Source organism: Streptomyces sp. NPDC006643 (assembly GCF_042870175.1).
GTDB lineage: Bacteria > Actinomycetota > Actinomycetes > Streptomycetales > Streptomycetaceae > Streptomyces.
Map to the genome: position 1 here is coordinate 22,440 of NZ_JBIAHA010000042.1, position 23,586 is coordinate 46,025.

Genomic DNA, 23,586 nt, shown 5'->3' on the forward strand with positions numbered 1-23,586 from the left:
TGAGCGGTCCCGGTGCTCTCGGGGGTGTGGGTGGGCTCCGAGGTGCGCGGGGTTGGCGTGCTTCCTGAGGCTCGTGTGATTCGTGGGGCGCTGGTGGGTGACGGAGTTATCCACAACCGGTGAGTTGTCCACCAAGATCCACTCGCGAGGAAGCTTCGCCTCAGAGTCGGTGCCGGAGGTGGTGCCGACATGAACGCGACGGGGGCACTCGGGCGGTACGGCGAAGGGCTGGCCGCGCGGCGGCTGGCAGCGGCGGGGATGACGGTGCTGGACCGCAACTGGCGGTGCGGCAGGACGGGCGAGATCGATATCGTCGCCCGCGACGGGGACGTGCTGGTCGTCTGTGAGGTGAAGACCCGTCGGCAAGGCTCTTTCGAGCATCCGATGGCGGCCGTCACACCGGTGAAGATGGACCGGCTGAGGCGCCTCGCGGCCTGCTGGCTGGAGGCGTCCGGCGGACCGCCCCCGGGCGGCGTGCGGATCGACCTGATCGGGGTGGTCCTGCCCAGACGCGGCGCTCCCGTGGTCGAGCACGCCCGAGGGGTGGCCTGATGGGATTCGCGCGTGCGTGTTCGGTCGCGCTGGTGGGTGTCGAGGGTGTGGTGGTGGAGGTCCAGGCGGATCTCGAACCTGGCGTGGCGGCCTTCACCCTGGTCGGGCTGCCCGACAAGAGCCTCTCGGAGAGCCGGGACCGGGTCAGGGCGGCCGTCGTGAATTCCGGCGCGGAATGGCCGCAGAAGAAGCTCACGGTGGGGCTCAGCCCCGCCTCCGTACCTAAGAGCGGGTCCGGATTCGATCTCGCAGTCGCCGTATCGGTGCTGGGAGCGGCCGAGCGTATCGAGCCTCGGGCCATCGCCGATCTGGTGCTGATCGGGGAGTTGGGGCTCGACGGCAGGGTCCGTCCGGTACGAGGCATCCTCCCGGCCGTCCTCGCGGCGGCGGAGGCCGGCTATCGCCAGGTGGTCGTTCCGGAGCAGACGGCGGGAGAGGCGTCGCTGGTTCCGGGAGTGTCCGTGCTCGGTGTACGGACACTGCGCCAGCTCATCGCCGTACTGACCGGCGAACCGGTGCCCGACGAGCCGACGGTCGTCGAGGACGGCCGCCCCGATCCCATGCTCGCCGGTCTGATGGTCCCCGGTGCCGGAGTGGGGACGGGACTGGCCCCCGGCTTCGGGCAGAGCGGCACGCACTGCCCGGACCTCGCCGACGTGGCCGGGCAGCAGGGAGCGCGTACAGCTCTGGAGGTCTCCGCGGCGGGCGGACACCACCTTCTCCTTCAGGGCCCGCCCGGAGCTGGCAAGACGATGCTGGCCGAGCGGCTGCCCGCGCTGCTGCCGCCACTGACGCGACAGGAGTCCGTGGAGGTCACGGCGGTGCACTCGGTCGCCGGGATCCTGCCGCCCGGCGAGCCGCTCGTCCGTACGGCGCCCTACTGCGCTCCGCACCACTCGGCGACCATGCAGTCCCTCGTCGGAGGCGGCAACGGGCTGGCGAGACCGGGAGCGGTGTCCTTGGCACACAAGGGTGTGCTCTTTTTGGACGAGGCGCCGGAATTCTCGGGCAAGGCGCTCGACGCGCTGCGCCAGCCCCTCGAATCGGGACAGGTGGTCATCGCGCGCAGCGCCGGAGTCGTACGGCTGCCCGCCCGCTTCCTGATGGTGCTCGCCGCCAACCCCTGCCCCTGTGGGCGGCACACGCTGCACGGCGCCGGGTGCGAGTGTCCGCCCTCGGCGATCCGTCGCTACCAGTCGCGTCTCTCCGGTCCACTGCTCGACCGGGTCGACCTGCGGGTGGAGGTCCAGCCCGTGCACCGTGCCGACCTCATGGGACAGGGTGGCCGGGGGGAGACCACGGCGGTCGTCGCCGACCGGATCAGGGAGGCGCGGCTGCGGTCGGCGGAGCGCCTCGCGGGGACGCCATGGGCGGTCAACAGCGAAGTGCCCGGTCACGAACTGCGTACCCGGTGGCTCACCGTGCCCGGCGCACTCGACGCGGCCGAGCGCGACCTCGAACGGGGACTCCTCACGGCTCGCGGCCTGGACCGGGTGCTGCGCGTCGCGTGGACCGTCGCGGACCTCGCCGGGCGGGATCGTCCCGACGGACGGGACGTGGGCCTCGCGCTGGAGCTCCGTACCGGCATCGCACGCGGGGTCGGGGCCACGATCGGCGGTCTGTCATGACCTGGGGAAGCGAGGGCGACGAGCGACTGGCACGGGCCGCCCTGACACGTGTGATCGAGCCGGGTGACGAGAACGGCGGGCGGTGGCTGCACAAGTACGGCGCCCGGGGGCTGATGGACCTCCTCACCTCGCCCGAGGACCCCGACGACGAACCGCTGAGCGATGTGGGTCCACGGCGCATCCGCGGACTACGGGCGCGCGCCGCGGCAGCCGCGCCCGAACGCGATCTGGCCGCTATCGCCGATATCGGCGGCCGGTTCGTCTGCCCCGGCGACCAGGAGTGGCCGACCCAGCTCGACGACCTGGGTACGGCGCGCCCCATCGGGCTCTGGGTACGAGGCAGGCCCGATCTGAGGCTCTGGGCCCTGCGCTCCGTCGCCGTCGTCGGGGCCAGGGCCTGCACGCCGTACGGAGCCCACATGGCGGCGAGCATCGCATCGGGACTGGCCGAGCGGGGCTGGGTGGTGACGTCCGGCGCGGCGTACGGAGTCGACGGAGCCGCCCACCGCGGAGCGCTCGCCTCCGACGGCGCGACCGTGGCCGTCCTGGCGTGCGGCGTGGATGTCGTCTATCCGCCCGGACACGCGGAACTGGTGCGGCGCATCGCCGAACAGGGGCTGGTCGTGGGGGAGCTGGCACCCGGTGATCATCCGACCCGCAGCAGGTTCATCCTGCGTAACCGCGTGATCGCGGCACTCACCCGGGGGACGGTCGTGGTGGAGGCCGAGTACCGCAGCGGTTCACTGGTCACCGCGCGCGGTGCGCAGCGGCTCGGGCGGTTCACCATGGGGGTGCCGGGTCCCGCGACGAGCGGGCTCTCCGCCGGGGTGCACGAACTGCTGCGAGGCGAGGGCGTGCTGGTCACGGACGCCGCCGAAGTGGTCGAGCTGGTGGGAGACATGGGGGACCTCGCACCTGTCAGGCGTGGTCCCGTCCTGGCCAGGGATCTGCTCGATCCCCTTGGCAGACGGATCCTTGACGCGCTGCCCGCACGAGGCGCGCTCGGCGGGCGGGACATCGCACGGGAGAGCGCGACGACGGCCGACGAGGCTCTCGGCAAGCTGTACGAACTTCACTCGCTCGGGTTCGTCGAACGGCACGGTGAAGGCTGGCAGTTGACGCCCCGGACGACACGGGGCGGCGGTACGCGGCGAGCCGGTCCTTGACCTGGGGCATTCGGGTGAAAAGGTGAGGCAGATGACCATCGCAGTTCTCCCGGCGGCGCCCCTGCGGCCGATACGCGCGGTGTCGGCGCCGGATCGCGGAATCTCGGCGGCGGCCGACAGCACCTGTCCGGACAGGCACTAGCCTCACCCTCCTCGCGCACCGCGACCACACTGTCACGCTACGCTCACCAGGATTCCGGCCCAGACACACCTCCCCTCACTTCACGGCAGAACGGCTCAAGGCGACGCATGCCCCAGCACACCTCCGGGTCCGACCGTGCGGCGGCACCCCCCGTGGTGCCCCCCGCGGCCCGCGGCGAAGTGCGACCCTCCGCCCCCTCGGCCCCTTCGGCGCTCGACACCTTGTGGCGGTCGTACAAGACCACGGGTAACGAGCGGCTGCGTGAGCAGTTGATCCTGCACTACTCGCCACTGGTGAAGTACGTCGCCGGCCGGGTGAGTGTCGGGCTGCCGTCCAACGTCGAGCAGGCGGACTTCGTCTCCTCCGGGGTCTTCGGTCTCATCGACGCGATCGAGAAGTTCGACATCGAGCGGTCGATCAAGTTCGAGACCTACGCCATCACGCGCATCCGCGGCGCGATGATCGACGAACTGCGCGCGCTGGACTGGATCCCGCGCTCCGTACGCCAGAAGGCCCGGGCCGTCGAGCGCGCCTACGCCACGCTGGAGGCGCAGCTGCGGCGTACCCCGTCGGAGACCGAGGTGGCCGCCGAGATGGGCATCGCCGTCGAGGAACTGCACGCCGTATTCAGCCAGTTGTCGCTGGCCAATGTCGTGGCGCTGGAGGAGCTGCTGCACGTCGGCGGGGAGGGGGGCGACCGGCTCAGCCTGATGGACACGTTGGAGGACACGGCGGCCGACAACCCCGTCGAGGTCGCCGAGGACCGGGAGTTGCGCCGGCTGCTCGCCCGGGCCATCAACACTCTTCCCGAGCGCGAGAAGACCGTGGTCACCCTCTACTACTACGAGGGGCTCACGCTGGCGGAGATCGGCAACGTCCTCGGCGTCACCGAGAGCCGTGTCAGCCAGATCCACACGAAGTCCGTGCTCCAGCTCCGCGCGAAACTCGCCGACGCGGGACGCTGAATCGTCACTGCCCCGCCTGCGCGAGCGGTCTCCGCCGTACAGTGGGCTCGTGCCCAGGATTCGAGCGGCCTCCGTGGCCGAGCACCGGACCATGCAGCGCGGCGCCCTGCTGGACGCCGCACGCTCCCTCCTGTCCGAAGGCGGCACGGAGGCGCTGACCTTCCCCGCCCTCGCCGAGCGCACGGGCCTCGCCAGGTCGTCGGTCTACGAGTACTTCCGCTCGCGCGCGGCCGTCGTCGAAGAGCTCTGCGCCGTCGACTTCCCGGTCTGGGCGGCCGAGATCGAGTTCGCCATGGCGGAGGCGACGACACCCGAGACCAAGATCGAAGCGTATGTACGCACGCAGTTGGGCCTGGTGGGCGACCGTCGGCACCGCGCGGTGGTCGCCATCTCCGCGAGTGAACTCGACGCGGGCGCCCGCGAGAAGATCCGCGCGGCGCACGGCGGGCTCATCGCGATGATCGTCGACGCCCTCTCGGAACTGGGCCACGAGCAGCCGCGGCTGGCCGCGATGCTGCTTCAGGGCGTGGTGGACGCCGCCGTGCGTCGGATCGAGTTGGGCGCGGCCGAGGACCCCGTGGTGATCGCCGAGGCGGCGGTGTCCATGGTGCTCCGAGGCGTACGCGGTAACTGACCCCCGTACGACTGTGCTGCCGCACCCACGCGGCAGCCGCGAGCAGGGCCGCGGCGTGCAGAGCGTCCCCTGCCGTGGCGGCGGTCTCCTCGGCCATGATCGCCACATCGTCCGGCAGCGGGGGCGAGGGAGATCCGGGCGGCGCCTGGGTGGCGGCTGGCTCGGGGACCCCGAACACCGGCAGCAGACGTGCCGGGCCGCGGTCGAGCAGGTCGTCGGGCAGTAGGGACAACGGGTCGAGATAGGTCTCACCCCGCAGCAGACCCCAGTGCAGACATCCGCCCGCGCAGTGGAACGGTCCAGGCCCGAGAACGGCGACGACCTGGCCCGCCGCCACCTCGTCGCCCTCGGCGACGACCGCGGTCACCGGTTCGTAGGTGGTCCGCAGAGGCGGCTGCCCGGAGCCGGTCAGCGTGATCGACAGGACGCCGCGGCCCGCCACCTTGCCGGTGAAGGACACCCTGCCGGGTGCGGCGGCGCGGACGAGAGTGCCCGGAGGCGCGGCGAGGTCGACGCCGCGGTGGCCGGGGCCGTACGGGGAGGCGGGCGGTTCCCATCCTCGTAGGAGGACCGGTCGCCGTCCCACCGGCCAGGCCCGGTCGCCGCTCACGCCGGTGCGGGGCCCGGTGGCCGTAGGGGTGTTCGCTGCGGCGCCCGTGGCAGCGCTCGGAGTCGCCACGGGCGCCTCCTCGGCCGTGTCGGCGCCCGCGCTCGCCTCCTCGTTGTCCGCGGCCCGCGCTTGGGGCGAGGGGCCGAACAGGACGGCCGCCATCACCCCGGCGAGCGCGGCGACGCCGGCGGAGACGCACAGAGAGATGACCCCCCGCCGCCGACGACGACCGGGGCGGGCGGAGGCATGGATGAGCAGTTCGTGGACAGTGATCATGTCGTCCACGCTGCCGCACTCCGCGGATCCATGTGGATCATGCTCGGATTCTGTGGATAACCGGCCCATTGTGCATAACTCCGTCACCCCCGCACTCCGTCGCCGGGCACTGTGCGGGTCCCGTACACTTCCTGTGGCGATCCGGGTCACCGGATCGACTTCGCACGCCCCGCCGCCGGCCTCTTCGCCGGTGCCCGCGCTTCTCGGTCCCTCGTGGCAAAGCGTTCCGGGGCGTCAGGCGCGTCCGCCGTCCGGCGGACACGACAACCGAGTACCTCAAGGAGTACGGCCATGGCCGTCGTCACGATGCGGGAGCTGCTGGAAAGCGGCGTCCACTTCGGTCACCAGACCCGTCGCTGGAACCCGAAGATGAAGCGCTTCATCTTCACGGAGCGCAACGGCATCTACATCATCGACCTGCTCCAGTCGCTGTCGTACATCGACCGCGCCTACGAGTTCGTCAAGGAGACCGTCGCCCACGGCGGCTCCATCATGTTCGTCGGTACGAAGAAGCAGGCGCAGGAAGCCATCGCCGAGCAGGCGACGCGAGTTGGCATGCCGTATGTCAACCAGCGCTGGCTGGGCGGCATGCTCACCAACTTCTCCACCGTCTACAAGCGCCTTCAGCGTCTCAAGGAGCTTGAGCAGATCGACTTCGAGGACGTGGCCGCCTCCGGCCTCACCAAGAAGGAGCTCCTGGTCCTCTCGCGCGAGAAGGCCAAGCTGGAGAAGACCCTCGGTGGTATCCGCGAAATGCAGAAGGTGCCCAGCGCCGTCTGGATCGTCGACACCAAGAAGGAGCACATCGCCGTCGGTGAGGCGCGCAAGCTCCACATCCCGGTCGTCGCGATCCTCGACACCAACTGCGACCCCGACGAGGTCGACTACAAGATCCCGGGCAACGACGACGCGATCCGCTCCGTCACCCTGCTCACCCGCGTGATCGCCGACGCCGTCGCCGAGGGCCTCATCGCCCGCTCCGGCGCCGCCACCGGCGACTCCAAGCCGGGCGAGAAGGCCGCCGGTGAACCTCTCGCCGAGTGGGAGCGTGACCTCCTCGAAGGCGACAAGAAGAGCGACGCCGAGAAGCCCGCGGACGCCGCCGAGGCGCCTGCCGACGTCCAGACCTCCGCCGAGACGGCGAAGGTCGCCGACGCCGAGCAGGCCGACGAGGCCGCCGCTCCGGCCGAGGCCCCCGCTGCCGAGGTCGCCGAGGCTCCGGCCACCGAGGCTCCGGCCGCGGACGCCGACAAGGCCTGACCTCAAAGGTTCGGTTGCTGACGGCGGGGGCCACGGGCCCCCGCCGTCAACCCGTAGATCTTCGACTTCCGAGAGAGACTTACAGACATGGCGAACTACACCGCCGCTGACGTCAAGAAGCTCCGCGAGCTCACCGGCGCCGGCATGATGGACTGCAAGAAGGCCTTGGTCGAGGCCGACGGCGATGTCGACAAGGCCGTCGAGGTACTTCGCGTCAAGGGCCAGAAGGGCGTCGCCAAGCGCGAGAGCCGCAGCGCGGAGAACGGCGCTGTCGTCTCCCTCGTCTCCGACGACAACACCTCCGGTGTTCTGCTGGAGCTGAAGTGCGAGACGGACTTCGTCGCGAAGGGTGACAAGTTCCTGGCCGCCGCCAACGCGCTCGCCGCGCACGTGGCTTCGACCAGCCCCGCCGACATCGACGTCCTGCGTGCCTCCGAGATCGAGCCCGGCAAGACCGTCCAGGCCTTCGTCGACGAGGCCAACGCCAACCTCGGCGAGAAGATCGTCCTGGACCGCTTCGCGCAGTTCCAGGGCGACGGCAGCTTCGTCGGCACGTACATGCACCGCACCATGCCCGACCTCCCGCCGCAGGTCGGTGTCCTGGTCGAGCTGGACAAGGGCAGCGCCGACGACGCCACGGCGGCCACCGTCGCCAAGGACGTCGCCCAGCACATCGCCGCCTTCGCGCCGAAGTACCTCACCCGTGAGGACGTTCCGGCGGACGTCGTCGAGAACGAGCGCCGCGTTGCCGAGGCCACCTCTCGCGAGGAGGGCAAGCCCGAGGCCGCGCTGCCCAAGATCGTCGAGGGTCGTGTCAACGGCTTCTTCAAGGAGGTCACCCTCCTCGACCAGCCGTTCGCGAAGGACAACAAGAAGTCCGTCAAGAAGGTCCTGGACGAGGCCGGTGTCACGCTGAAGCGCTTCGCGCGCATCCGCGTCGGCGCCTGACGTTCCGGACACCGTCCCTGGACCGAGCGTCCGGGACAGCGCAGTCGTACGCGATCGACGGTGGACCCCGCTAGGGTCTACTGCAGCCGCCGGCCGAACACGCGCCGGACGGCCGCAGATCTGACGAGGAGGCCATTGCCGCTAGGGACACAGACCCATCGGCAATGGCCTTCTTCGTATGTGCACGAGGAGATCCCCATGAACAAGGGCGCGGACGCCTCCCAGTCCACCGACGACAACGGCGACCCCGGCAAGAAGGTCGGGCGCTTCATGCTGAAACTGTCCGGTGAGGCGTTCGCCGGCGGGGGAGGGCTCGGCGTCGACCCCGACGTCGTACACGCCATCGCCCGCGAGATCGCCGCCGTCGTACGGGACGGGGCGGAGATCGCCATCGTCATCGGCGGAGGCAACTTCTTCCGCGGCGCCGAACTGCAACAGCGCGGCATGGACCGGGCCCGCTCCGACTACATGGGCATGCTCGGTACGGTCATGAACTGCTTGGCCCTCCAGGACTTCCTGGAGAAGGAAGGCATCGACTCCCGCGTCCAGACCGCCATCACCATGGGCCAGGTCGCCGAGCCGTACATCCCGCTGCGCGCCGTACGGCACCTGGAGAAGGGCCGCGTCGTCATCTTCGGCGCCGGCATGGGGATGCCCTACTTCTCCACCGACACCACCGCCGCCCAGCGCGCCTTGGAGATCGACGCCGAAGCGCTGCTGATGGGCAAGAACGGTGTGGACGGGGTCTACGACTCCGACCCCAAGACCAACCCCGACGCGGTGAAGTTCGACGCGCTGGAGTACGGCGAGGTGATCACCCGCAACCTCAAGGTCGCCGACGCCACCGCCGTCACTCTCTGCCGCGACAACGCGCTGCCGATCCTGGTCTTCGAACTCCTCACGGAGGGCAATATCGCGCGCGCCGTCAAGGGTGAGAAGATCGGCACGCTCGTGAGCGACCAGGGCACCCGGGCCTGAACTCGGGCTGCCCCGCACGGGGATGGACAAAGCCCTGCCGGTCGGACACCGTGCAGGAAGAAGACGCGACGCAGGTTCCGCCGGCCCTGTTAGCACCGGGCCCACTCAAGACACGCAGGAGCAAGTGGTGATCGAAGAGACCCTCCTCGAAGCAGAGGAGAAGATGGAGAAGGCCGTCCTGGTCGCCAAGGACGACTTCGCCGCGATCCGCACCGGTCGTGCGCACCCGGCGATGTTCAACAAGATCGTGGCGGACTACTACGGTGCCCTGACCCCGATCAACCAGTTGGCCTCGTTCTCGGTGCCCGAGCCGCGCATGGCCGTGGTGACCCCGTTCGACAAGAGCGCGCTGCGCAACATCGAGCAGGCCATCCGCGACTCCGACCTCGGAGTCAACCCGAGCAACGACGGAAACATCATCCGCGTGGTGTTCCCGGAGCTCACGCAGGACCGCCGCAAGGAGTTCATCAAGGTCGCCAAGACCAAGGCGGAGGACTCGAAGATCTCGATCCGCTCCGTGCGCCGCAAGGCCAAGGAGACGATCGACAAGCTCATCAAGGACGGTGAGGTCGGCGAGGACGAGGGCCGCCGCGCCGAGAAAGAGCTCGACGACACCACGGCGAAGTACGTCGCCCAGGTCGACGAGCTGCTCAAGCACAAGGAAGCCGAGCTGCTCGAGGTCTGATGAACGACTCTTCCTGGGGGGCCCCGCCCGCTGCCGGCTACTGGGGACCGCCTGACCAGGGGGCTGCCCCGGCGGGTCCCGCATACGATGAGCTGGACGCACAGCAGACTCGGCCCATGCCCATCGTGCCCGACGTACCCGCGAGCGGCGGGGCCCAGGATGACGACCGGGGGGCTGCTCGGCCGGGCGGCCCCCTGTTCCGTGACGAAACGCCGCAGGAGCCCATGTCCGCCCCTCCGCCACCTCCGCCGAAGAAGCGGGCAGGCCGCGATCTCCGAGCGGCCATAGGGGTCGGTGTGGGGCTCGGCGCGGTGATCGTGGTGTCCCTCTTCATCGTGAAGGCCGTCTTCATCGGCGTGATAGTGGTCGCGGTGGTCGTCGGGCTCTGGGAGTTGACCTCCCGGCTCGACGAGAAGAAGGGCATCAAGGCGCCGCTCGTCCCGCTCGCGGTCGGTGGCGCCGCGATGGTCGTCGCCGGGTACGTACGGGGCGCGGAGGGCGCCTGGGTCGCCACGGCGCTCACCGCGCTCGCCGTGCTCGCCTGGCGCATGACGGAGCGGCCGGAGGGCTATCTCAAGGACGTGACGGCGGGCGTCTTCGCGACGTTCTACGTACCCTTCCTGGCGACGTTCGTCGCGATGATGCTCACGGCGGACGACGGCGCCCAGCGTGTGCTCACCTTCCTGGTGCTGACCATCGTCAGTGACACCGGTGCGTACGCGATCGGCTGGCGGTTCGGCAGCCACAAGCTGGCGCCGCGCATCAGTCCCGGCAAGACGCGGGAGGGTCTGCTCGGCGCCGTGGGATTCGCCATGGTGGCCGGCGCGCTGTGCATGCAGTTCCTCGTCGACGACGGCACCTGGTGGCAGGGGCTGCTGCTCGGTCTCGCCGTGGCGGCCAGTGCCACGCTCGGCGACCTGGGCGAGTCGATGATCAAGAGGGATCTCGGGATCAAGGACATGGGCACGCTGCTGCCCGGTCACGGCGGCATCATGGACCGCCTCGACTCGCTCCTGCCGACGGCCCCGGTGGTGTGGCTGCTGCTGGTGGTGTTCGTCGGCTCGGGCTGAGCCGTATCCGTACCGGTTACCCTGGTAAGGCCCGCCGTCCCGTACGGCGGGCCTTACTGCGCTCCGCGGTCGCGGGGCCCGTCACATGAGGTCTCCTGGCACCGGCAGTGTGCCCATGTCCCTCCCGCAGCCGGCGGGGAACACCGGCCTCGTCGTACCGAGGAGAGAAAAGCTCATGGCTCCGCCCAATCCCGGAGAGCTCACGTTTGTCGCGCCCCGTGGCGCCAAGAAGCCGCCGAGGCATCTCGCCGACCTCACGCCGGAGGAACGGCGCGAGGCCGTGGCGGCACTCGGCGAGAAGGCGTTCCGCGCCAAGCAGCTGTCGCAGCACTACTTCGCGCGGTACGCCCACGACCCCGCCCAGTGGACGGACATCCCGGCCGGCGCGCGCGAGAAGCTCGCCACCGAGCTGCTTCCCGACCTGATGTCCGTGGTGCGTCACATCTCCTGCGACGACGACACCACCCGTAAGACGCTGTGGCGGCTCCACGACGGCACACTCGTTGAGTCCGTCCTGATGCGCTACCCGGACCGGGTCACCATGTGCATCTCCTCGCAGGCGGGCTGCGGCATGAACTGCCCGTTCTGCGCCACGGGGCAGGCCGGTCTCGACCGCAACCTGTCCACGGCCGAGATCGTGCACCAGATCGTGGACGGCATGCGCGCGCTGCGCGACGGCGAGGTCCCCGGCGGCCCCGCCCGGCTGTCCAACATCGTCTTCATGGGCATGGGCGAACCGCTCGCCAACTACCGCCGCGTCGTCGGGGCGATCCGCCGGCTGACCGACCCCGAGCCCGACGGTCTCGGCCTCTCGCAGCGCGGAATCACCGTCTCGACGGTGGGTCTGGTGCCCGCGATGCTGCGATTCGCCGACGAGGGCTTCAAATGCCGCCTCGCCGTGTCGCTGCACGCGCCCGACGACGAACTGCGGGACACCCTGGTGCCGGTCAACACCCGTTGGAAGGTGCGGGAGGTCCTGGACGCCGCCTGGGAGTACGCCGAGAAGTCGGGCCGCCGGATCTCCATCGAGTACGCCATGATCCGCGACATCAACGACCAGGCGTGGCGGGGCGATCTGCTGGGCCGGCTGCTCAAGGGCAAGCGGGTGCACGTCAACCTGATCCCGCTCAACCCGACGCCCGGCTCCAAGTGGACGGCTTCGCGCCCTGAGGACGAGAAGGCGTTCGTCGAGGCCGTCGCCTCCCACGGGGTGCCGGTGACGGTGCGCGACACCCGCGGTCAGGAGATCGACGGGGCGTGCGGTCAACTGGCGGCGACGGAGCGCTGAGCGCGGCGAAGGGGCCCCGTCGGGGCCCATGTACGCTGGGTTCGAACGAATTACATATTCCGACAGGGGAGCGCCACAGCGCTGAGAGTGCGGCAGAGGCTTGAGAAGAGCCTCACGGTCGCAGACCCTCTGAACCTCGCCCAGGTCATTCTGGGTAGGAAGTTCGGTCATCACTCAAGCTGTTGCGCCCTGCCCTGCGCCGGTCCGCCGGCGCGGGGCAGGGCCGCGTCTTCTCCTGGACATCCCAGGAGGATTTCAGTGCGTACCACGAAGAAGATGGCGGCCGGCGCCGTCGCCGCCGCCCTGGGAGTCTCCGCGCTCGCCGCGTGCGGCGGGTCCGAGGACTCCACGGCGTCGGACGGGGCCGGATCCAAGAGCGTGACGCTCGTCGCCCACGACTCCTTCGCCGCCTCGGACTCCGTACTGAAGGAGTTCACCAAGCAGACGGGCTACACCGTCAAGGTGCTCAAGAGCGGCGAAGCCGGCGAGGCGCTCAACAAGGAGATCCTCACGAAGGGTTCGCCGCAGGGCGACGTCTTCTTCGGCGTCGACAACACCCTGCTCTCCCGTGCTCTCGACAACGGCCTGTTCACGCCGTACGAGGCGAAGGGGCTCGACCAGGTCCGCGCGGACGTACGGCTCGACGACGCCGAGCATCGAGTCACCCCCGTCGACACCGGCGACATCTGCGTCAACTACGACAAGAAGTACTTCGCCGACAAGAAACTCGCCCCACCGGAGTCCTTCGCGGACCTCGCGAAGCCCGCCTACAAGGATCTCCTCGTCGTCGAGAACGCCGAGCAGTCCTCGCCGGGCCTCGGCTTCCTTCTCGGCACCGTCGCCGCGTACGGGGACGACGGTTGGCAGGACTACTGGAAGAAGCTCAAGGCCAACGGCGTCCAGGTCGTGGACAGCTGGGAGCAGGCCTACAACGAGGACTTCTCCGGCTCTGCGGGCGGCAAGAAGGCGAAGGCGGAGCGTCCCCTCGTCGTCTCCTACGCCTCAAGTCCGCCCGTCGAGGTCCTGTACGCCGACCCGCAGCCCAAGGAGGCGCCGACCGGCGTCGCCGCGGGTACCTGCTTCCGGCAGATCGAGTTCGCCGGCCTGCTCCAAGGGGCGAAGAACGAAGCGGGCGGCAAGGCCCTCCTGGACTTCCTGGTGAGCAAGACGTTCCAGGAGGACATGCCGCTCAACATGTTCGTCAATCCGGTCGTCGAGGGTGCGAAGCTGCCCGCGCTCTTCACCGAGCACGGCGCCGTCGTCGACAACCCGGAGACCGTGGCCCCGGAGAAGATAGCCAAGAACCGTGACGAGTGGATCCAGTCGTGGTCCTCACTCGTCGTCAAGTAGGCACGGAGGCCGCCCCGAAGGGCGAGAAGTCCACGCATACGGGTGCGGCCACCGCCGGCCCGCCCGCCGGGGGACGGGGCGCGGAAGCGGGACGTGCGGCCCGCGTCGTACGGCGCCGGGCGAGCGCCGTACGCCTCTGCCTCATGGCGGTGCCCGTCGCCTTCTTCGCGGTCTTCTTCGCCTACCCCGTCGCCGCGATCGTCGGCCGCGGGCTGAAGACGGAGGGCTCCTGGCACTGGGGCAGGTTCGGCGACGTGCTGAGCCGGCCCGACATCGGACAGGTGCTCTGGTTCACGACGTGGCAGGCCGCGGTCTCCACGGCCCTCACCCTGCTGATCGCGCTCCCTGGTGCGTACGTCTTCGCACGCTTCGACTTCCCCGGCAAACAGCTCCTGCGCGCCATTGTCACGGTGCCGTTCGTCCTGCCCACCGTCGTCGTCGGCACGGCGTTCCTCGCGCTGCTGGGGCGCGGTGGGCTGCTCGACGAACTGTGGGGCGTGCGGGCCGACACCACGGTGTGGGCGATCCTCCTGGCGCACGTCTTCTTCAACTACGCGGTGGTCGTCCGCACCGTTGGTGGCCTCTGGGCCCAACTCGACCCACGCCAGGAGGAGGCCGCTCGGGTGCTCGGCGCCGGGCGGCTGGCGGCGTGGTGGCGGGTCACGCTGCCCGCCCTCGGCCCCGCCGTCGCCGCCGCCGCGCTGATGGTCTTCCTCTTCACCTTCACCTCCTTCGGCATCGTCCAGATCCTGGGCGGTCCGGCCTACTCCACCCTGGAGGTGGAGATCTACCGGCAGACCGCGCAGCTGCTGGATCTGCCGACCGCCGCCGTTCTGACGATGGTGCAATTCGGCGCTGTCGGCGCGGTCCTGGCGTTGCACGCCTGGACCGTACGGAGGCGGGAGACCGCCCTGAAACTGGTCGACCCCGCGCAGATGGTGCGCAGGCCGCGAGGAGCCGGTCAGTGGGCGCTGCTCGCCGGTGTGCTGGGCACCGTCCTCCTCCTGATTCTGCTGCCCCTCGGAGTGCTGATCGAGCGATCACTCGACGGCCCCGCCGGATACGGCTTCGACTACTACCGGGCGCTCCGTTCGGTGGAGGCGAGCGGAGGGACGTTCCTCGTACCGCCGCTGGAAGCGGTGTGGAACTCGCTGCGCTACGCCCTGATGGCGACCGTCATCGCCCTGATCGTGGGCGGACTGGCGGCTGCGGCGCTCACCCGCCGGGCGGGGCGCCTCGCACGGGGCTTCGACGCCCTGCTGATGCTCCCCTTGGGCGTCTCGGCGGTGACCGTCGGCTTCGGGTTCCTGATCACGTTGGACAAACCGCCGCTGGACCTGCGGGCGTCGTGGATCCTCGTACCGCTCGCCCAGGCGTTGGTGGGGGTCCCCTTCGTCGTACGGATCATGCTTCCCGTACTGCGCGCCGTGGACGGGCGGCTGCGCGAGGCCGCCGCCGTTCTCGGGGCGTCGCCGTTGCGGGCGTGGCGGGAGGTGGATCTGCCGATGGTGCGGCGAGCGGTGCTGGTGGCCGCAGGATTCGCCTTCGCCGTCTCGCTCGGCGAGTTCGGTGCCACGGTCTTCATCGCGAGGCCGGACCGGCCGACTCTGCCGGTGGCCGTCGCTCGACTGCTGGGGCGGCCCGGTGACCTCAACTACGGGCAGGCGATGGCGTTGAGCACGGTGCTGATGCTGGTGTGCGCCGTGTCGCTGCTGGTGCTTGAACGTATCCGTACCGACCGCTCCGGAGAATTCTGATGGCCCTGCTCACTCTTGAGGACGTGACCGTACGGTTCGGGCGGCGTACGGCGCTCAACGCCGTGGATCTGCGGATCGCCGAGCAGGAGATCGTCTGCGTTCTGGGGCCGAGCGGCAGTGGCAAGTCCACCTTGCTGCGTGTCGTCGCCGGCCTTCAACCGCCGGACACGGGGCGGGTGTTGCTGGAAGGCACCGACCAGGCGGGTGTGCCGGTGCACCGGCGCGGCGTCGGACTGATGTTCCAGGATCACCAGCTCTTTCCGCAGCGCGACGTCGGTGGCAACGTCGCCTTCGGTCTGCGCATGCGCGGCGAGCCACGGGGCGAACAGCGGCGACGTGTCACCGAGTTGCTCGACCTCGTCGGCCTGCCTGGCGCCGAGCGCCGCGCCGTCGGCGCGCTGTCCGGCGGTGAGCAGCAGCGCGTGGCACTGGCACGGGCGCTCGCCCCCCGGCCCCGGTTGCTCATGCTCGACGAACCGCTCGGCCAGCTCGACCGGAGTCTGCGCGAGCGACTGGTCGTGGAACTGCGCGGCGTGTTCACGGAGTTGGGTACGACAGTGCTCGCCGTCACGCACGACCAGGGCGAAGCCTTCGCGCTCGCCGACCGCGTCGTGGTGATGCGTGACGGACAGGTGGCGCAGACCGGCACACCGCTGGAGGTCTGGCAGCGCCCGGCCTCCACGTTTGTGGCGCGCTTCCTGGGCTTCGACAACGTGGTGCCGGCCACCGTCCGCGGTGACGTCGCCGATACGCCCTGGGGAAAGGTCCCCGTGCCCGCCGGTTCGGCGCAGGGTTCGCGGGCTCTGCTCGTACGTCCTGTGGGGGTACGGCTCGGCCCGCCCGAGGACGGGCTGCGGTGCACCGTCGGGGCGCGTACGTTCCGCGGCAGCCACGTCGCCGTCCTGTTGCGCCCCGCCGACGGTCCCGAGCTGGAGGCGGAGTGCGCGCTCCGCGACGTCCCCGACCAGGGTGCGAAGGTCGGTGTCTCCTTCGCGGCCGAGGACGTCGTGGTGCTGGACGACAGGGAACCGGAGTCGGCCGACGCCGACAAGGACGCTACCGAGGCCGTGGCCTCAACGGGTGACAACAGGGCGGACTGACGAGACGCCCCCCCTCGCGGCCTACAGGTCAGGCGGAGAGCCGCGCCAGGGCCTCCGGAGCCTCGGCCACCGAGTCGACGAGCGCGATACGGGATTCCATCGAGCGCTCCCGCGCCAGCGCCGTGAGCAGCGGCCAGGCGGGCAGCTTCTCGGTCCAGTGCGCGCGGTCGACGAGGACCATCGGCGTCGGTTCGCCGCGTGACTCGTAGTAGTTCGGCGTCGCGTTGTCAAAGACCTCCTGGACGGTGCCCGCGGCGCCGGGCAGGAAGACGACGCCGGCGTTGCAGCGGGCGAGCAGACCGTCCTCGCGGGTCGCGTTGGCGAAGTATTTCGCGATGTGCCCGGCGAAGGCGTTCGGCGGCTCGTGGCCGTAGAACCAGGTGGGAATTCCGACCGACCCGGCGCCCCCGGGCCAGCGGCCCCGTACCTCGAACGCGGCGCGCGCCCAGTCGGAGATCGAGGGGCTGAACGACGGGGTCTTGGCAAGGATTTCGAGGGCCTCGTCCAGCATCTCGTCGGGGTGCGGGGCGGCGTACGCGCCGAGATTGGCGGCCTCCATGGCGCCGGGGCCGCCGCCGGTGGCAACGGTCAGCCCCGTACGGGCCAGTTCGCGGCCGAGGCGAGCCGCCCCCGCGTAGGCGTCGGTGCCCCGTGCCATGGCGTGGCCGCCCATCACGCCGACGACCCGCGCGCCGACGAGGAGTTCGTCCAGAGCATCCGAGATCGCGTCGTCATGGACCGACCTCAACATCGAGCCGAGTATGTCGCCGTCGGCCTTGGTCCGCTGGAACCAGTCGTAGGCGAGCGCGTCCGGCGTCACTTCGTACCCGCCCTCGTCCAGCCCTTCGAAGAGATGCTCGGGCGTGTAGAGCAGCCCCCGGTAGGGGTCGAAGGGGAGGTGCGGGACGGGAGGGAAGACCAGGGCCCCGTCCGCCCGTATCTTCGCCGCGGCGTCCGGGGCCATCGGGCAGCCGAGGAAGACGGTTTCGGAGGTGTCGGTGGACAGCAGGGCGAGCGTACGGCCCGTCAGATCGACCGACTGGACCCGGTAGCCGCTGAGTGTCCCGCCCAGGATCACCTGGTCGAACTCGTCGAGGGTCTCGATCTCGCGGTCCAGGCCGTCCGCCCGGTGCTCCCACGGCCCCTGGAGGCCCTGCGCCGCTGCTTGTTGTGCGTCATGTGCGTCGTGTGCCTCGCCGTTCGCCATGCGGACACGATAGGCCCCTCGTACGGGAGGGGAACGGGAGTCCCGGAAGGCGGACGGCTCAGCCGGTGAGCGGTACGGCGGCCAGGGCGGCGATCACCCATGTGAGCGGTCCGAAAACGGCGAGCAGCGCGCCGGCCCGCAGCGCGGCGGCAGTTCGCAGGAGCCCCGTGGGGGCGCCCACCCGTACCAGCGCCGCCGTCGTGTCGGTGCGGGCGTGTTTGGCCTCCAGCACCGCCGTCAGCAGCGTCGCGACGGTGCAGCCCACGACGAGCGTGGCCCCGAGGCCGGTGAGTGGTCCGAAGGGACGCGGGTCACCGGGGCCGTACAGCGCCGCGGCGGCGAACCCGCCGGAGATCACCGCGCAGACCACGCCCAGCGGGCGGCCGATCCGTACCGCCTCGTCCATCAGGACGCGCCCCGCGAGCAGCCGGGTCGCGCCGGGTCGCAGCATCTGGAGGAGCCGGCCGCAGAGGTGCGCGATACCGGGGCCCGCCAGGGCCAGGCCGAGCGCCGTCAGCGACCAGCCGGCCAGCACCCCCGCCGGGCTGCCCTCGAAACGCCCCGGCAGCGGTAGCGGCGCCTCCGAGCCGCCTCGGCTCGCGTAGGTCTCGACCGCGAGGCCGGCCGCGGTGAGAGCCACGCCCCAAGGGAGCCCCGACGGGGCGGGCTTGGGCGTCACGGGGCGCTCGGGATCGCTCTGGTCGGCCGGCCCCGCCTTGCGCGGACGCAGGGCGAGTCCGGTGGCCACGGTGCCGAGGACCGGTACGACGGTGAGCAGCGTGAGGACGGCGGCCAGCGGCAACGGCTGCCCGGCGCCGAGGAGATCGGACGCGGCACCGTCGAAAGGCAGCCCCGTGAGATCACCCCGCAGATGAAGGAAGAACAGCAGCGCCACCACGCTGCCGAGCGTGCAGGACAGGGCGGTCGACGCGGCGGCCAGGGCGGTGAGCTGTGCCGGGCCGAGGCCGACGGCCGAGAGGCCGGGGCGCGGCCGGGTGCTCGGATCCGTACGGGCCACCGCGACGGCGAACTGCACCGTGGCGGCGAGCGGCAGCACGCACCACAGCAGGCGCAGCAGCGACCCGGCGGGATGGTTCATGGCCCAGCCCAGTGTGCACAGCAGGAGGAAGCCGACGCCCGCCGACGCCGCTGCGACGAGCAGTCTGCGCAGCAGGACGAGTGGGTGGCTGCCGCGGGCTAGACGGAGAGCGAGCACGCTGCCTGGCCTTCCGCCTCGGCCGGCCGCAGGGCGCCCACACGACGGCCGTCGACCAGTACGACGGTGCGGTCCGCGAGCGTCGCGACCTCGTCGTCGAGGGTGGCCAGTACGACGGTGATGCGGTGCGAGCGCGCCGCGGTGGTCAACGTGCGCAGGACCTGCGCACGGTCGGCGGCGTACAACGGCGCCGTCGGCTCGTCGGCGAAGAGTACGGCGGGCGTACTGACCAGGGCGCGGGCGACGGCGACGCGCTGGCGTTGCGACTGGAGCAGGGCGTGCGGACGCTTGCGGGCGCACACGCCGATGTCGAGCCGCTCCAGCCACTCCATGGCCGCGGCCTTCGCCGCACGGCGGGACGAGCCGCGCAGCAGCAGCGGCAGGGCGGCGTTCTCCCAGGCGTTGAGCTCCGGGACCAGGACCGGATCGGAGTCGATCCAGCCGAAACGGTCGCGTCGGAGCCGTTCGCGCAGCGCCGGGGGCATCGTGTGCACTGCGGTGCTGTTGAACCAGACCTCGCCCTGCTCCGGGACGAGCTGGCCGGCGAGACACCGCAGCAGCGTCGTCTTGCCGCTGCCGCGCGCACCGCTGACGGCGAGGATCTCGCCCTCGCGTACTCCGAGCGAGACCCCGCTGAGCGCGGGCGAGCCGTTGTGGGAGTGGTGCAGGGAACGCGCCCAGAGCACGTCGTTGTCCGGCGGGGCAACCATGGCGTACACCTCGGTTCGGATCGGGCTCGGTTCTGCGCTGACGTACCGCGCCCCGTCCGGGGGGAACGAGAGCGAAGCCGATCGGCCACTGCACCGTAAGGATCCATAACGAGGTGGGCGGACAGCACGCGGCCCGGATGGCCCCTTTGCACTCGAACGGGGGCACCCGGGCCGTCATGCGGACGACGTACGAGGCGAGGCCACAGGGCCTGTACGCCGCCCCGTGGCCCCGCCCCGTACTCCGCGATGATCAGAGCTTTGTCCAGGCCTCCGTCAGGACGGTGCGCAGGATCTGCTCGATCTCGTCGAACGTCGACTGGTCGGAGATCAGCGGCGGCGCCAGCTGGACGACCGGGTCACCGCGGTCGTCGGCGCGGCAGTACAGCCCGTTGTCGTACAGAGCCTTGGAGAGGAAGCCGTACAGGACGCGCTCCGTCTCCTCGTCCGTGAACGACTCCTTGGTGGCCTTGTCCTTGACCAGCTCGATGCCGTAGAAGAAGCCGTTGCCCCGTACGTCGCCCACTATCGGCAGGTCGTGAAGCTTGCGCAGCGTCGAGAAGAAGGCGTCCTCGTTGTCCAGCACATGCTGGTTGAGGCCCTCGCGCTCGAAGATGTCGAGGTTGGTGAGACCCACGGCGGCCGAGACCGGATGGCCACCGAAGGTGTACCCGTGCAGGAAGGTGTTGCTGCCTTCGTAGAAGGGCGCGGCGAGACGGTCGGAGATGATGCAGGCGCCGATCGGTGAGTAGCCCGACGTCATGCCCTTGGCGCAGGTGATCATGTCCGGCACGTAGCCGAACTTGTCGCAGCCGAACATCGTGCCCAGCCGGCCGAAGGCACAGATGACCTCGTCCGAGACGAGGAGCACGTCGTACTGGTCGCAGATCTCGCGGACCCGCTGGAAGTAGCCCGGCGGGGGCGGGAAGCAGCCACCCGCGTTCTGCACGGGCTCCAGGAAGACGGCGGCGACCGTGTCCGGGCCCTCGAAGAGGATCTGCTGCTCGATCTGGTCGGCGGCCCAGCGGCCGTACGCCTCCGGGTCGTCGCCGTGAAGGGGGGCGCGGTAGATGTTCGTGTTCGGCACCTTGCGGGCGCCGGGGACCAGCGGCTCGAACGGGGCCTTCAGGGCGGGCAGTCCGGTGATGGACAGCGCCCCCTGCGGCGTGCCGTGGTAGGCGACGGCGCGCGAGATGACCTTGTACTTGGTGGGCTTGCCCATCAACTTGAAGTACTGCTTGGCGAGCTTCCACGCGGTCTCTACGGCCTCGCCGCCGCCGGTGGTGAAGAAGACCTTGTTGAGGTCCCCGGGCGCGTAGTGGGCCAGCCGCTCGGCCAGCTCGATCGCCTTCGGGTGGGCGTAGGACCACACCGGGAAGAAGGCGAGTTCCTGAGCCTGCTTGTAGGCGGTCTCGGCCAACTCGTGGCGCCCGTGGCCCGCGTTGACCACGAACAGGCCGGAGAGGCCGTCCAGGTAACGCTTGCCCTTGTCGTCGTAGATGTAGGTGCCCTCACCACGCACGATGGTGGGCACGGGTGCGTTCTCGTACGACGACATGCGGGTGAAATGCATCCACAGGTGGTCGTAAGCGGTTTTGGAGAGGTCCTTGCTCACGGCTATCGGGTTCCCCACATGTAGGTCTGCTTCTTCAACTTGAGGTAGACGAAGCTCTCGGTGGAGCGCACGCCGGGGAGCGCGCGGATCCGTTTGTTGATGACGTCCAGCAGGTGGTCGTCGTCCTCGCAGACGACCTCCACCATCAGGTCGAAGGAGCCCGCGGTCATCACCACGTACTCGCACTCGTCCATTTCCGTGAGCGCGTCGGCCACGGAGTCGAGGTCGCCCTCGACGTTGATGCCGACCATCGCCTGGCGCCGGAATCCGACGGTCAGCGGGTCGGTCACGGCCACGATCTGCATGACACCTTGGTCGAGCAGCTTCTGGACGCGTTGGCGTACGGCTGCCTCGGAGAGGCCGACGGCCTTGCCGATCGCGGCGTAGGGGCGCCGTCCGTCCTCCTGAAGCTGTTCGATGATCGCGAGGGACACGGAGTCGATCGCCGGCGACGATCCGTTTCCGTGCCCGTTCCTGGGGTCCGCGCTACGACTGGCCACCGCCTCACTGTGCACCGTGACTCGTCTGTCTTGCAACCCTGAAGCGATGAAATTCGTTGTGAGCGGGTCAGAATTTGACTGAATCCGAAGTTGAGAGAGGGTAGGTCTGTCGAAAGCGTCGGCTGAACGCTTAGGGTGGGTGTCTCACCCATCGGACACATCCGGCATGACTTCTGTAAGGAGGGGTGGCAGTGACCACCGAGCTGCGCCGTCTGCGTAACTACATCAACGGGGAGTTCCAGGACGCCGCCGACGGGCGGACCATCGAGGTGGTCAACCCGGCCACGGGCGAGGCGTACGCCACGTCCCCGCTTTCCGGCCAGGCCGACGTCGACGCCGCCATGGAGGCCGCCGCCGCGGCGTTCCCCGCCTGGCGCGACGCCACTCCGGCCGAGCGTCAGAAGGTGATGCTCAAGATCGCGGACGCCTTCGAGGAGCGCGCGGAGGACCTGATCGCCGCCGAGTCGGAGAACACCGGCAAGCCGCTCGAACTGACCCGCACCGAAGAGATCCCGCCGATGGTGGACCAGATCCGGTTCTTCGCCGGTGCCGCGCGCATGCTCGAAGGCCGCTCGGCCGGCGAGTACATGGACGGTTTCACCTCCATCGTGCGGCGTGAGCCGGTGGGCGTCTGCGCGCAGGTCGCGCCGTGGAACTATCCGATGATGATGGCCGTGTGGAAGTTCGCCCCGGCGCTCGCGGCGGGCAACACCGTCGTACTGAAGCCGTCGGACACCACGCCCGCCTCCACGCTGCTGATGGCGGAGATCATCGGCGCGATCGCGCCCAAGGGTGTCTTCAACGTGATCTGCGGCGACCGCGACAGCGGGCGCACCATGGTGGAGCACGCGACGCCGGCGATGGTGTCGATCACGGGCTCGGTACGGGCCGGGATGCAGGTCGCCGAGTCCGCCTCCAGGGACGTCAAGCGCGTGCATCTGGAGCTGGGGGGCAAGGCGCCTGTCGTGGTCTTCGAGGACCTCGACAGCGAGGCCATCGCCAAGGCCGTCGAGGACATCTCGGTGGCCGGCTTCTTCAACGCCGGGCAGGACTGTACGGCGGCGTGCCGCGTCCTGGTGCACGAGTCGATCCACGACGAGTTCGTGGCCGAGCTGGCCAAGGCCGCGGCCGACACCAAGACCGGTGGTCCGGACGACGAGGACGCGCTGTACGGGCCGCTGAACAACGCCAACCAGCTGAAGCACGTCTCGGGCTTCATCGAGCGGCTGCCGGCCCACGCCAAGGTCGAGGCCGGTGGTCACCGGGTCGGCGACAAGGGGTACTTCTACGCGCCGACCGTCGTCTCGGGTCTCAAGCAGGACGACGAGATCATCCAGAACGAGGTGTTCGGGCCGGTCATCACGGTGCAGTCGTTCACGGACGAGGCGCAGGCGCTGGAGTACGCGAACGGGGTCGAGTTCGCGCTCGCCTCCTCGGTGTGGACGAAGGACCACGGGCGCGCGATGCGCATGTCCAAGAACCTGGACTTCGGCTGCGTGTGGATCAACACGCACATCCCGCTGGTGGCCGAGATGCCGCACGGCGGCTTCAAGAAGTCGGGCTACGGCAAGGACCTGTCGGCGTACGGCTTCGACGACTACACGCGGATCAAGCACGTGATGACGTCGCTCGACGCGTGAGGCGTATGAGGCGCGCGAGGTGCGCGAGGCACGCGGGGGCATGAAGCACGCGGCGGGGCGCGCGAGCCGCTGAGGCGGGTCCGCGTCGTCACCGCGGCGCGATCGGCTCGCCAACTCGCGAGTACGCCGCACGAGTTGCCTCCCCCGGGGCGGGGGGGGGGGGGGGGGGGGGGGGGGGGGGGGGGGGGGGCGGCGCCGGCCGCCCCCGCCCCCGCCCCCGCCGCCGCCCCCCCCCCCCCCGCCGCCCCCCCCCCCCCCCCCGGCACCGGGCGTACGGCGGAGAAGGAGCCGA

20 protein-coding genes, 1 pseudogene and 1 riboswitch are annotated in these 23,586 nt (G+C 70.2%); of the genes and pseudogenes, 15 read left to right on the forward strand and 6 right to left on the reverse strand.

Annotated features, from left to right (window positions below; all coding sequences use genetic code 11):
- Positions 1-189 precede the first annotated feature (189 nt).
- The 5 genes from ACFYNU_RS37480 (at position 190) to ACFYNU_RS37500 (ending at position 5,087) form a co-directional block, all read left to right on the forward strand.
- Positions 190-552, forward strand: a complete 363-nt coding sequence (locus tag ACFYNU_RS37480) for a YraN family protein (protein ID WP_356593950.1) — start codon at positions 190-192, stop codon at positions 550-552.
- Positions 552-2,180: a YifB family Mg chelatase-like AAA ATPase gene (locus ACFYNU_RS37485; protein WP_356593952.1), complete on the forward strand. Its 1,629-nt coding sequence runs from the start codon at positions 552-554 to the stop codon at positions 2,178-2,180. The genes ACFYNU_RS37480 and ACFYNU_RS37485 overlap by 1 nt, the downstream gene beginning before the upstream one ends.
- Positions 2,177-3,346, forward strand: a complete 1,170-nt coding sequence (gene dprA / locus ACFYNU_RS37490) for a DNA-processing protein DprA (protein ID WP_356593954.1) — start codon at positions 2,177-2,179, stop codon at positions 3,344-3,346. Before ACFYNU_RS37485 ends, dprA begins: the two co-directional genes overlap by 4 nt.
- Before the next feature lie 249 nt (positions 3,347-3,595).
- Positions 3,596-4,453, forward strand: a complete 858-nt coding sequence (gene whiG, locus ACFYNU_RS37495) for an RNA polymerase sigma factor WhiG (RefSeq protein ID WP_356593956.1) — start codon at positions 3,596-3,598, stop codon at positions 4,451-4,453.
- Positions 4,454-4,526: 73 nt separating this feature from the next.
- Positions 4,527-5,087: a helix-turn-helix domain-containing protein gene (locus tag ACFYNU_RS37500; protein ID WP_356594033.1), complete on the forward strand. Its 561-nt coding sequence runs from the start codon at positions 4,527-4,529 to the stop codon at positions 5,085-5,087.
- Positions 5,088-5,232: 145 nt separating this feature from the next.
- Here ACFYNU_RS37500 and ACFYNU_RS37505 read toward each other — a convergent pair.
- Positions 5,233-5,859, reverse strand: a pseudogene (locus tag ACFYNU_RS37505) (murein hydrolase activator EnvC family protein); the annotation flags it as partial.
- Between the two features lie 405 nt (positions 5,860-6,264).
- Here ACFYNU_RS37505 and rpsB point away from each other — a divergent pair.
- The 9 genes from rpsB (at position 6,265) to ACFYNU_RS37550 (ending at position 16,409) form a co-directional block, all read left to right on the forward strand.
- The gene (gene rpsB / locus ACFYNU_RS37510; protein ID WP_356593958.1) at positions 6,265-7,233 is read left to right on the forward strand and encodes a 30S ribosomal protein S2; all 969 of its coding nucleotides are present in this window, start codon (positions 6,265-6,267) and stop codon (positions 7,231-7,233) included.
- Positions 7,234-7,320: 87 nt separating this feature from the next.
- Positions 7,321-8,181 carry a translation elongation factor Ts gene (gene tsf / locus ACFYNU_RS37515; protein WP_356593960.1) on the forward strand — a complete coding sequence of 287 codons (861 nt, stop codon included), beginning with the start codon at positions 7,321-7,323 and terminating at the stop codon, positions 8,179-8,181.
- A gap of 198 nt (positions 8,182-8,379) precedes the next feature.
- On the forward strand, positions 8,380-9,159 hold the full coding sequence (gene pyrH / locus ACFYNU_RS37520; RefSeq protein ID WP_356593962.1) for a UMP kinase: 780 nt from the start codon (positions 8,380-8,382) through the stop codon (positions 9,157-9,159).
- Positions 9,160-9,286: 127 nt separating this feature from the next.
- Complete coding sequence (frr, locus tag ACFYNU_RS37525) at positions 9,287-9,844, forward strand: ribosome recycling factor (RefSeq protein ID WP_031229369.1); 558 nt, start codon at positions 9,287-9,289, stop codon at positions 9,842-9,844.
- Positions 9,844-10,914 (forward strand): phosphatidate cytidylyltransferase, encoded by a 1,071-nt coding sequence (locus ACFYNU_RS37530; RefSeq protein ID WP_356593965.1) that lies wholly within the window; start codon positions 9,844-9,846, stop codon positions 10,912-10,914. The genes frr and ACFYNU_RS37530 overlap by 1 nt, the downstream gene beginning before the upstream one ends.
- Before the next feature lie 175 nt (positions 10,915-11,089).
- Entirely contained in the window at positions 11,090-12,202 is a 1,113-nt protein-coding gene (rlmN, locus tag ACFYNU_RS37535; protein ID WP_135069298.1) for a 23S rRNA (adenine(2503)-C(2))-methyltransferase RlmN, read from the forward strand.
- Positions 12,203-12,256: 54 nt separating this feature from the next.
- A riboswitch (TPP riboswitch) is annotated at positions 12,257-12,381 on the forward strand.
- Positions 12,382-12,460: 79 nt separating this feature from the next.
- A complete protein-coding gene (locus ACFYNU_RS37540) occupies positions 12,461-13,552 on the forward strand; it encodes a thiamine ABC transporter substrate-binding protein (protein ID WP_356593967.1) in 1,092 nt (363 codons plus the stop codon).
- A gap of 143 nt (positions 13,553-13,695) precedes the next feature.
- Positions 13,696-15,309 (forward strand): iron ABC transporter permease, encoded by a 1,614-nt coding sequence (locus ACFYNU_RS37545; RefSeq protein WP_356594035.1) that lies wholly within the window; start codon positions 13,696-13,698, stop codon positions 15,307-15,309.
- A gap of 5 nt (positions 15,310-15,314) precedes the next feature.
- Positions 15,315-16,409, forward strand: coding sequence for an ABC transporter ATP-binding protein (locus ACFYNU_RS37550; protein WP_356594037.1), 1,095 nt, complete (start codon positions 15,315-15,317; stop codon positions 16,407-16,409).
- Positions 16,410-16,437: 28 nt separating this feature from the next.
- On the opposite strand, the gene ACFYNU_RS37555 is transcribed toward ACFYNU_RS37550, so the two are convergent.
- The 5 genes from ACFYNU_RS37555 to ACFYNU_RS37575 all read right to left on the reverse strand — a co-directional run bounded on the left by ACFYNU_RS37555 (position 16,438) and on the right by ACFYNU_RS37575 (position 21,669).
- Entirely contained in the window at positions 16,438-17,616 is a 1,179-nt protein-coding gene (locus ACFYNU_RS37555) for a Rossmann fold nucleotide-binding protein (protein ID WP_356593969.1), read from the reverse strand.
- 58 nt (positions 17,617-17,674) lie between these two features.
- Positions 17,675-18,832 carry a hypothetical protein gene (locus ACFYNU_RS37560; protein ID WP_356593971.1) on the reverse strand — a complete coding sequence of 386 codons (1,158 nt, stop codon included), beginning with the start codon at positions 18,830-18,832 and terminating at the stop codon, positions 17,675-17,677.
- Entirely contained in the window at positions 18,814-19,542 is a 729-nt protein-coding gene (locus ACFYNU_RS37565) for an ATP-binding cassette domain-containing protein (protein WP_356593973.1), read from the reverse strand. The genes ACFYNU_RS37560 and ACFYNU_RS37565 overlap by 19 nt, the downstream gene beginning before the upstream one ends.
- A gap of 250 nt (positions 19,543-19,792) precedes the next feature.
- Positions 19,793-21,172, reverse strand: coding sequence for an aspartate aminotransferase family protein (locus ACFYNU_RS37570; protein WP_356593975.1), 1,380 nt, complete (start codon positions 21,170-21,172; stop codon positions 19,793-19,795).
- Positions 21,157-21,669 carry an Lrp/AsnC family transcriptional regulator gene (locus ACFYNU_RS37575; RefSeq protein ID WP_356593977.1) on the reverse strand — a complete coding sequence of 171 codons (513 nt, stop codon included), beginning with the start codon at positions 21,667-21,669 and terminating at the stop codon, positions 21,157-21,159. Before ACFYNU_RS37575 ends, ACFYNU_RS37570 begins: the two co-directional genes overlap by 16 nt.
- A gap of 176 nt (positions 21,670-21,845) precedes the next feature.
- On the opposite strand from ACFYNU_RS37575, the gene ACFYNU_RS37580 reads away from it, so the two are divergent.
- Entirely contained in the window at positions 21,846-23,294 is a 1,449-nt protein-coding gene (locus ACFYNU_RS37580; protein ID WP_356594038.1) for a gamma-aminobutyraldehyde dehydrogenase, read from the forward strand.
- Positions 23,295-23,586 lie beyond the last annotated feature (292 nt).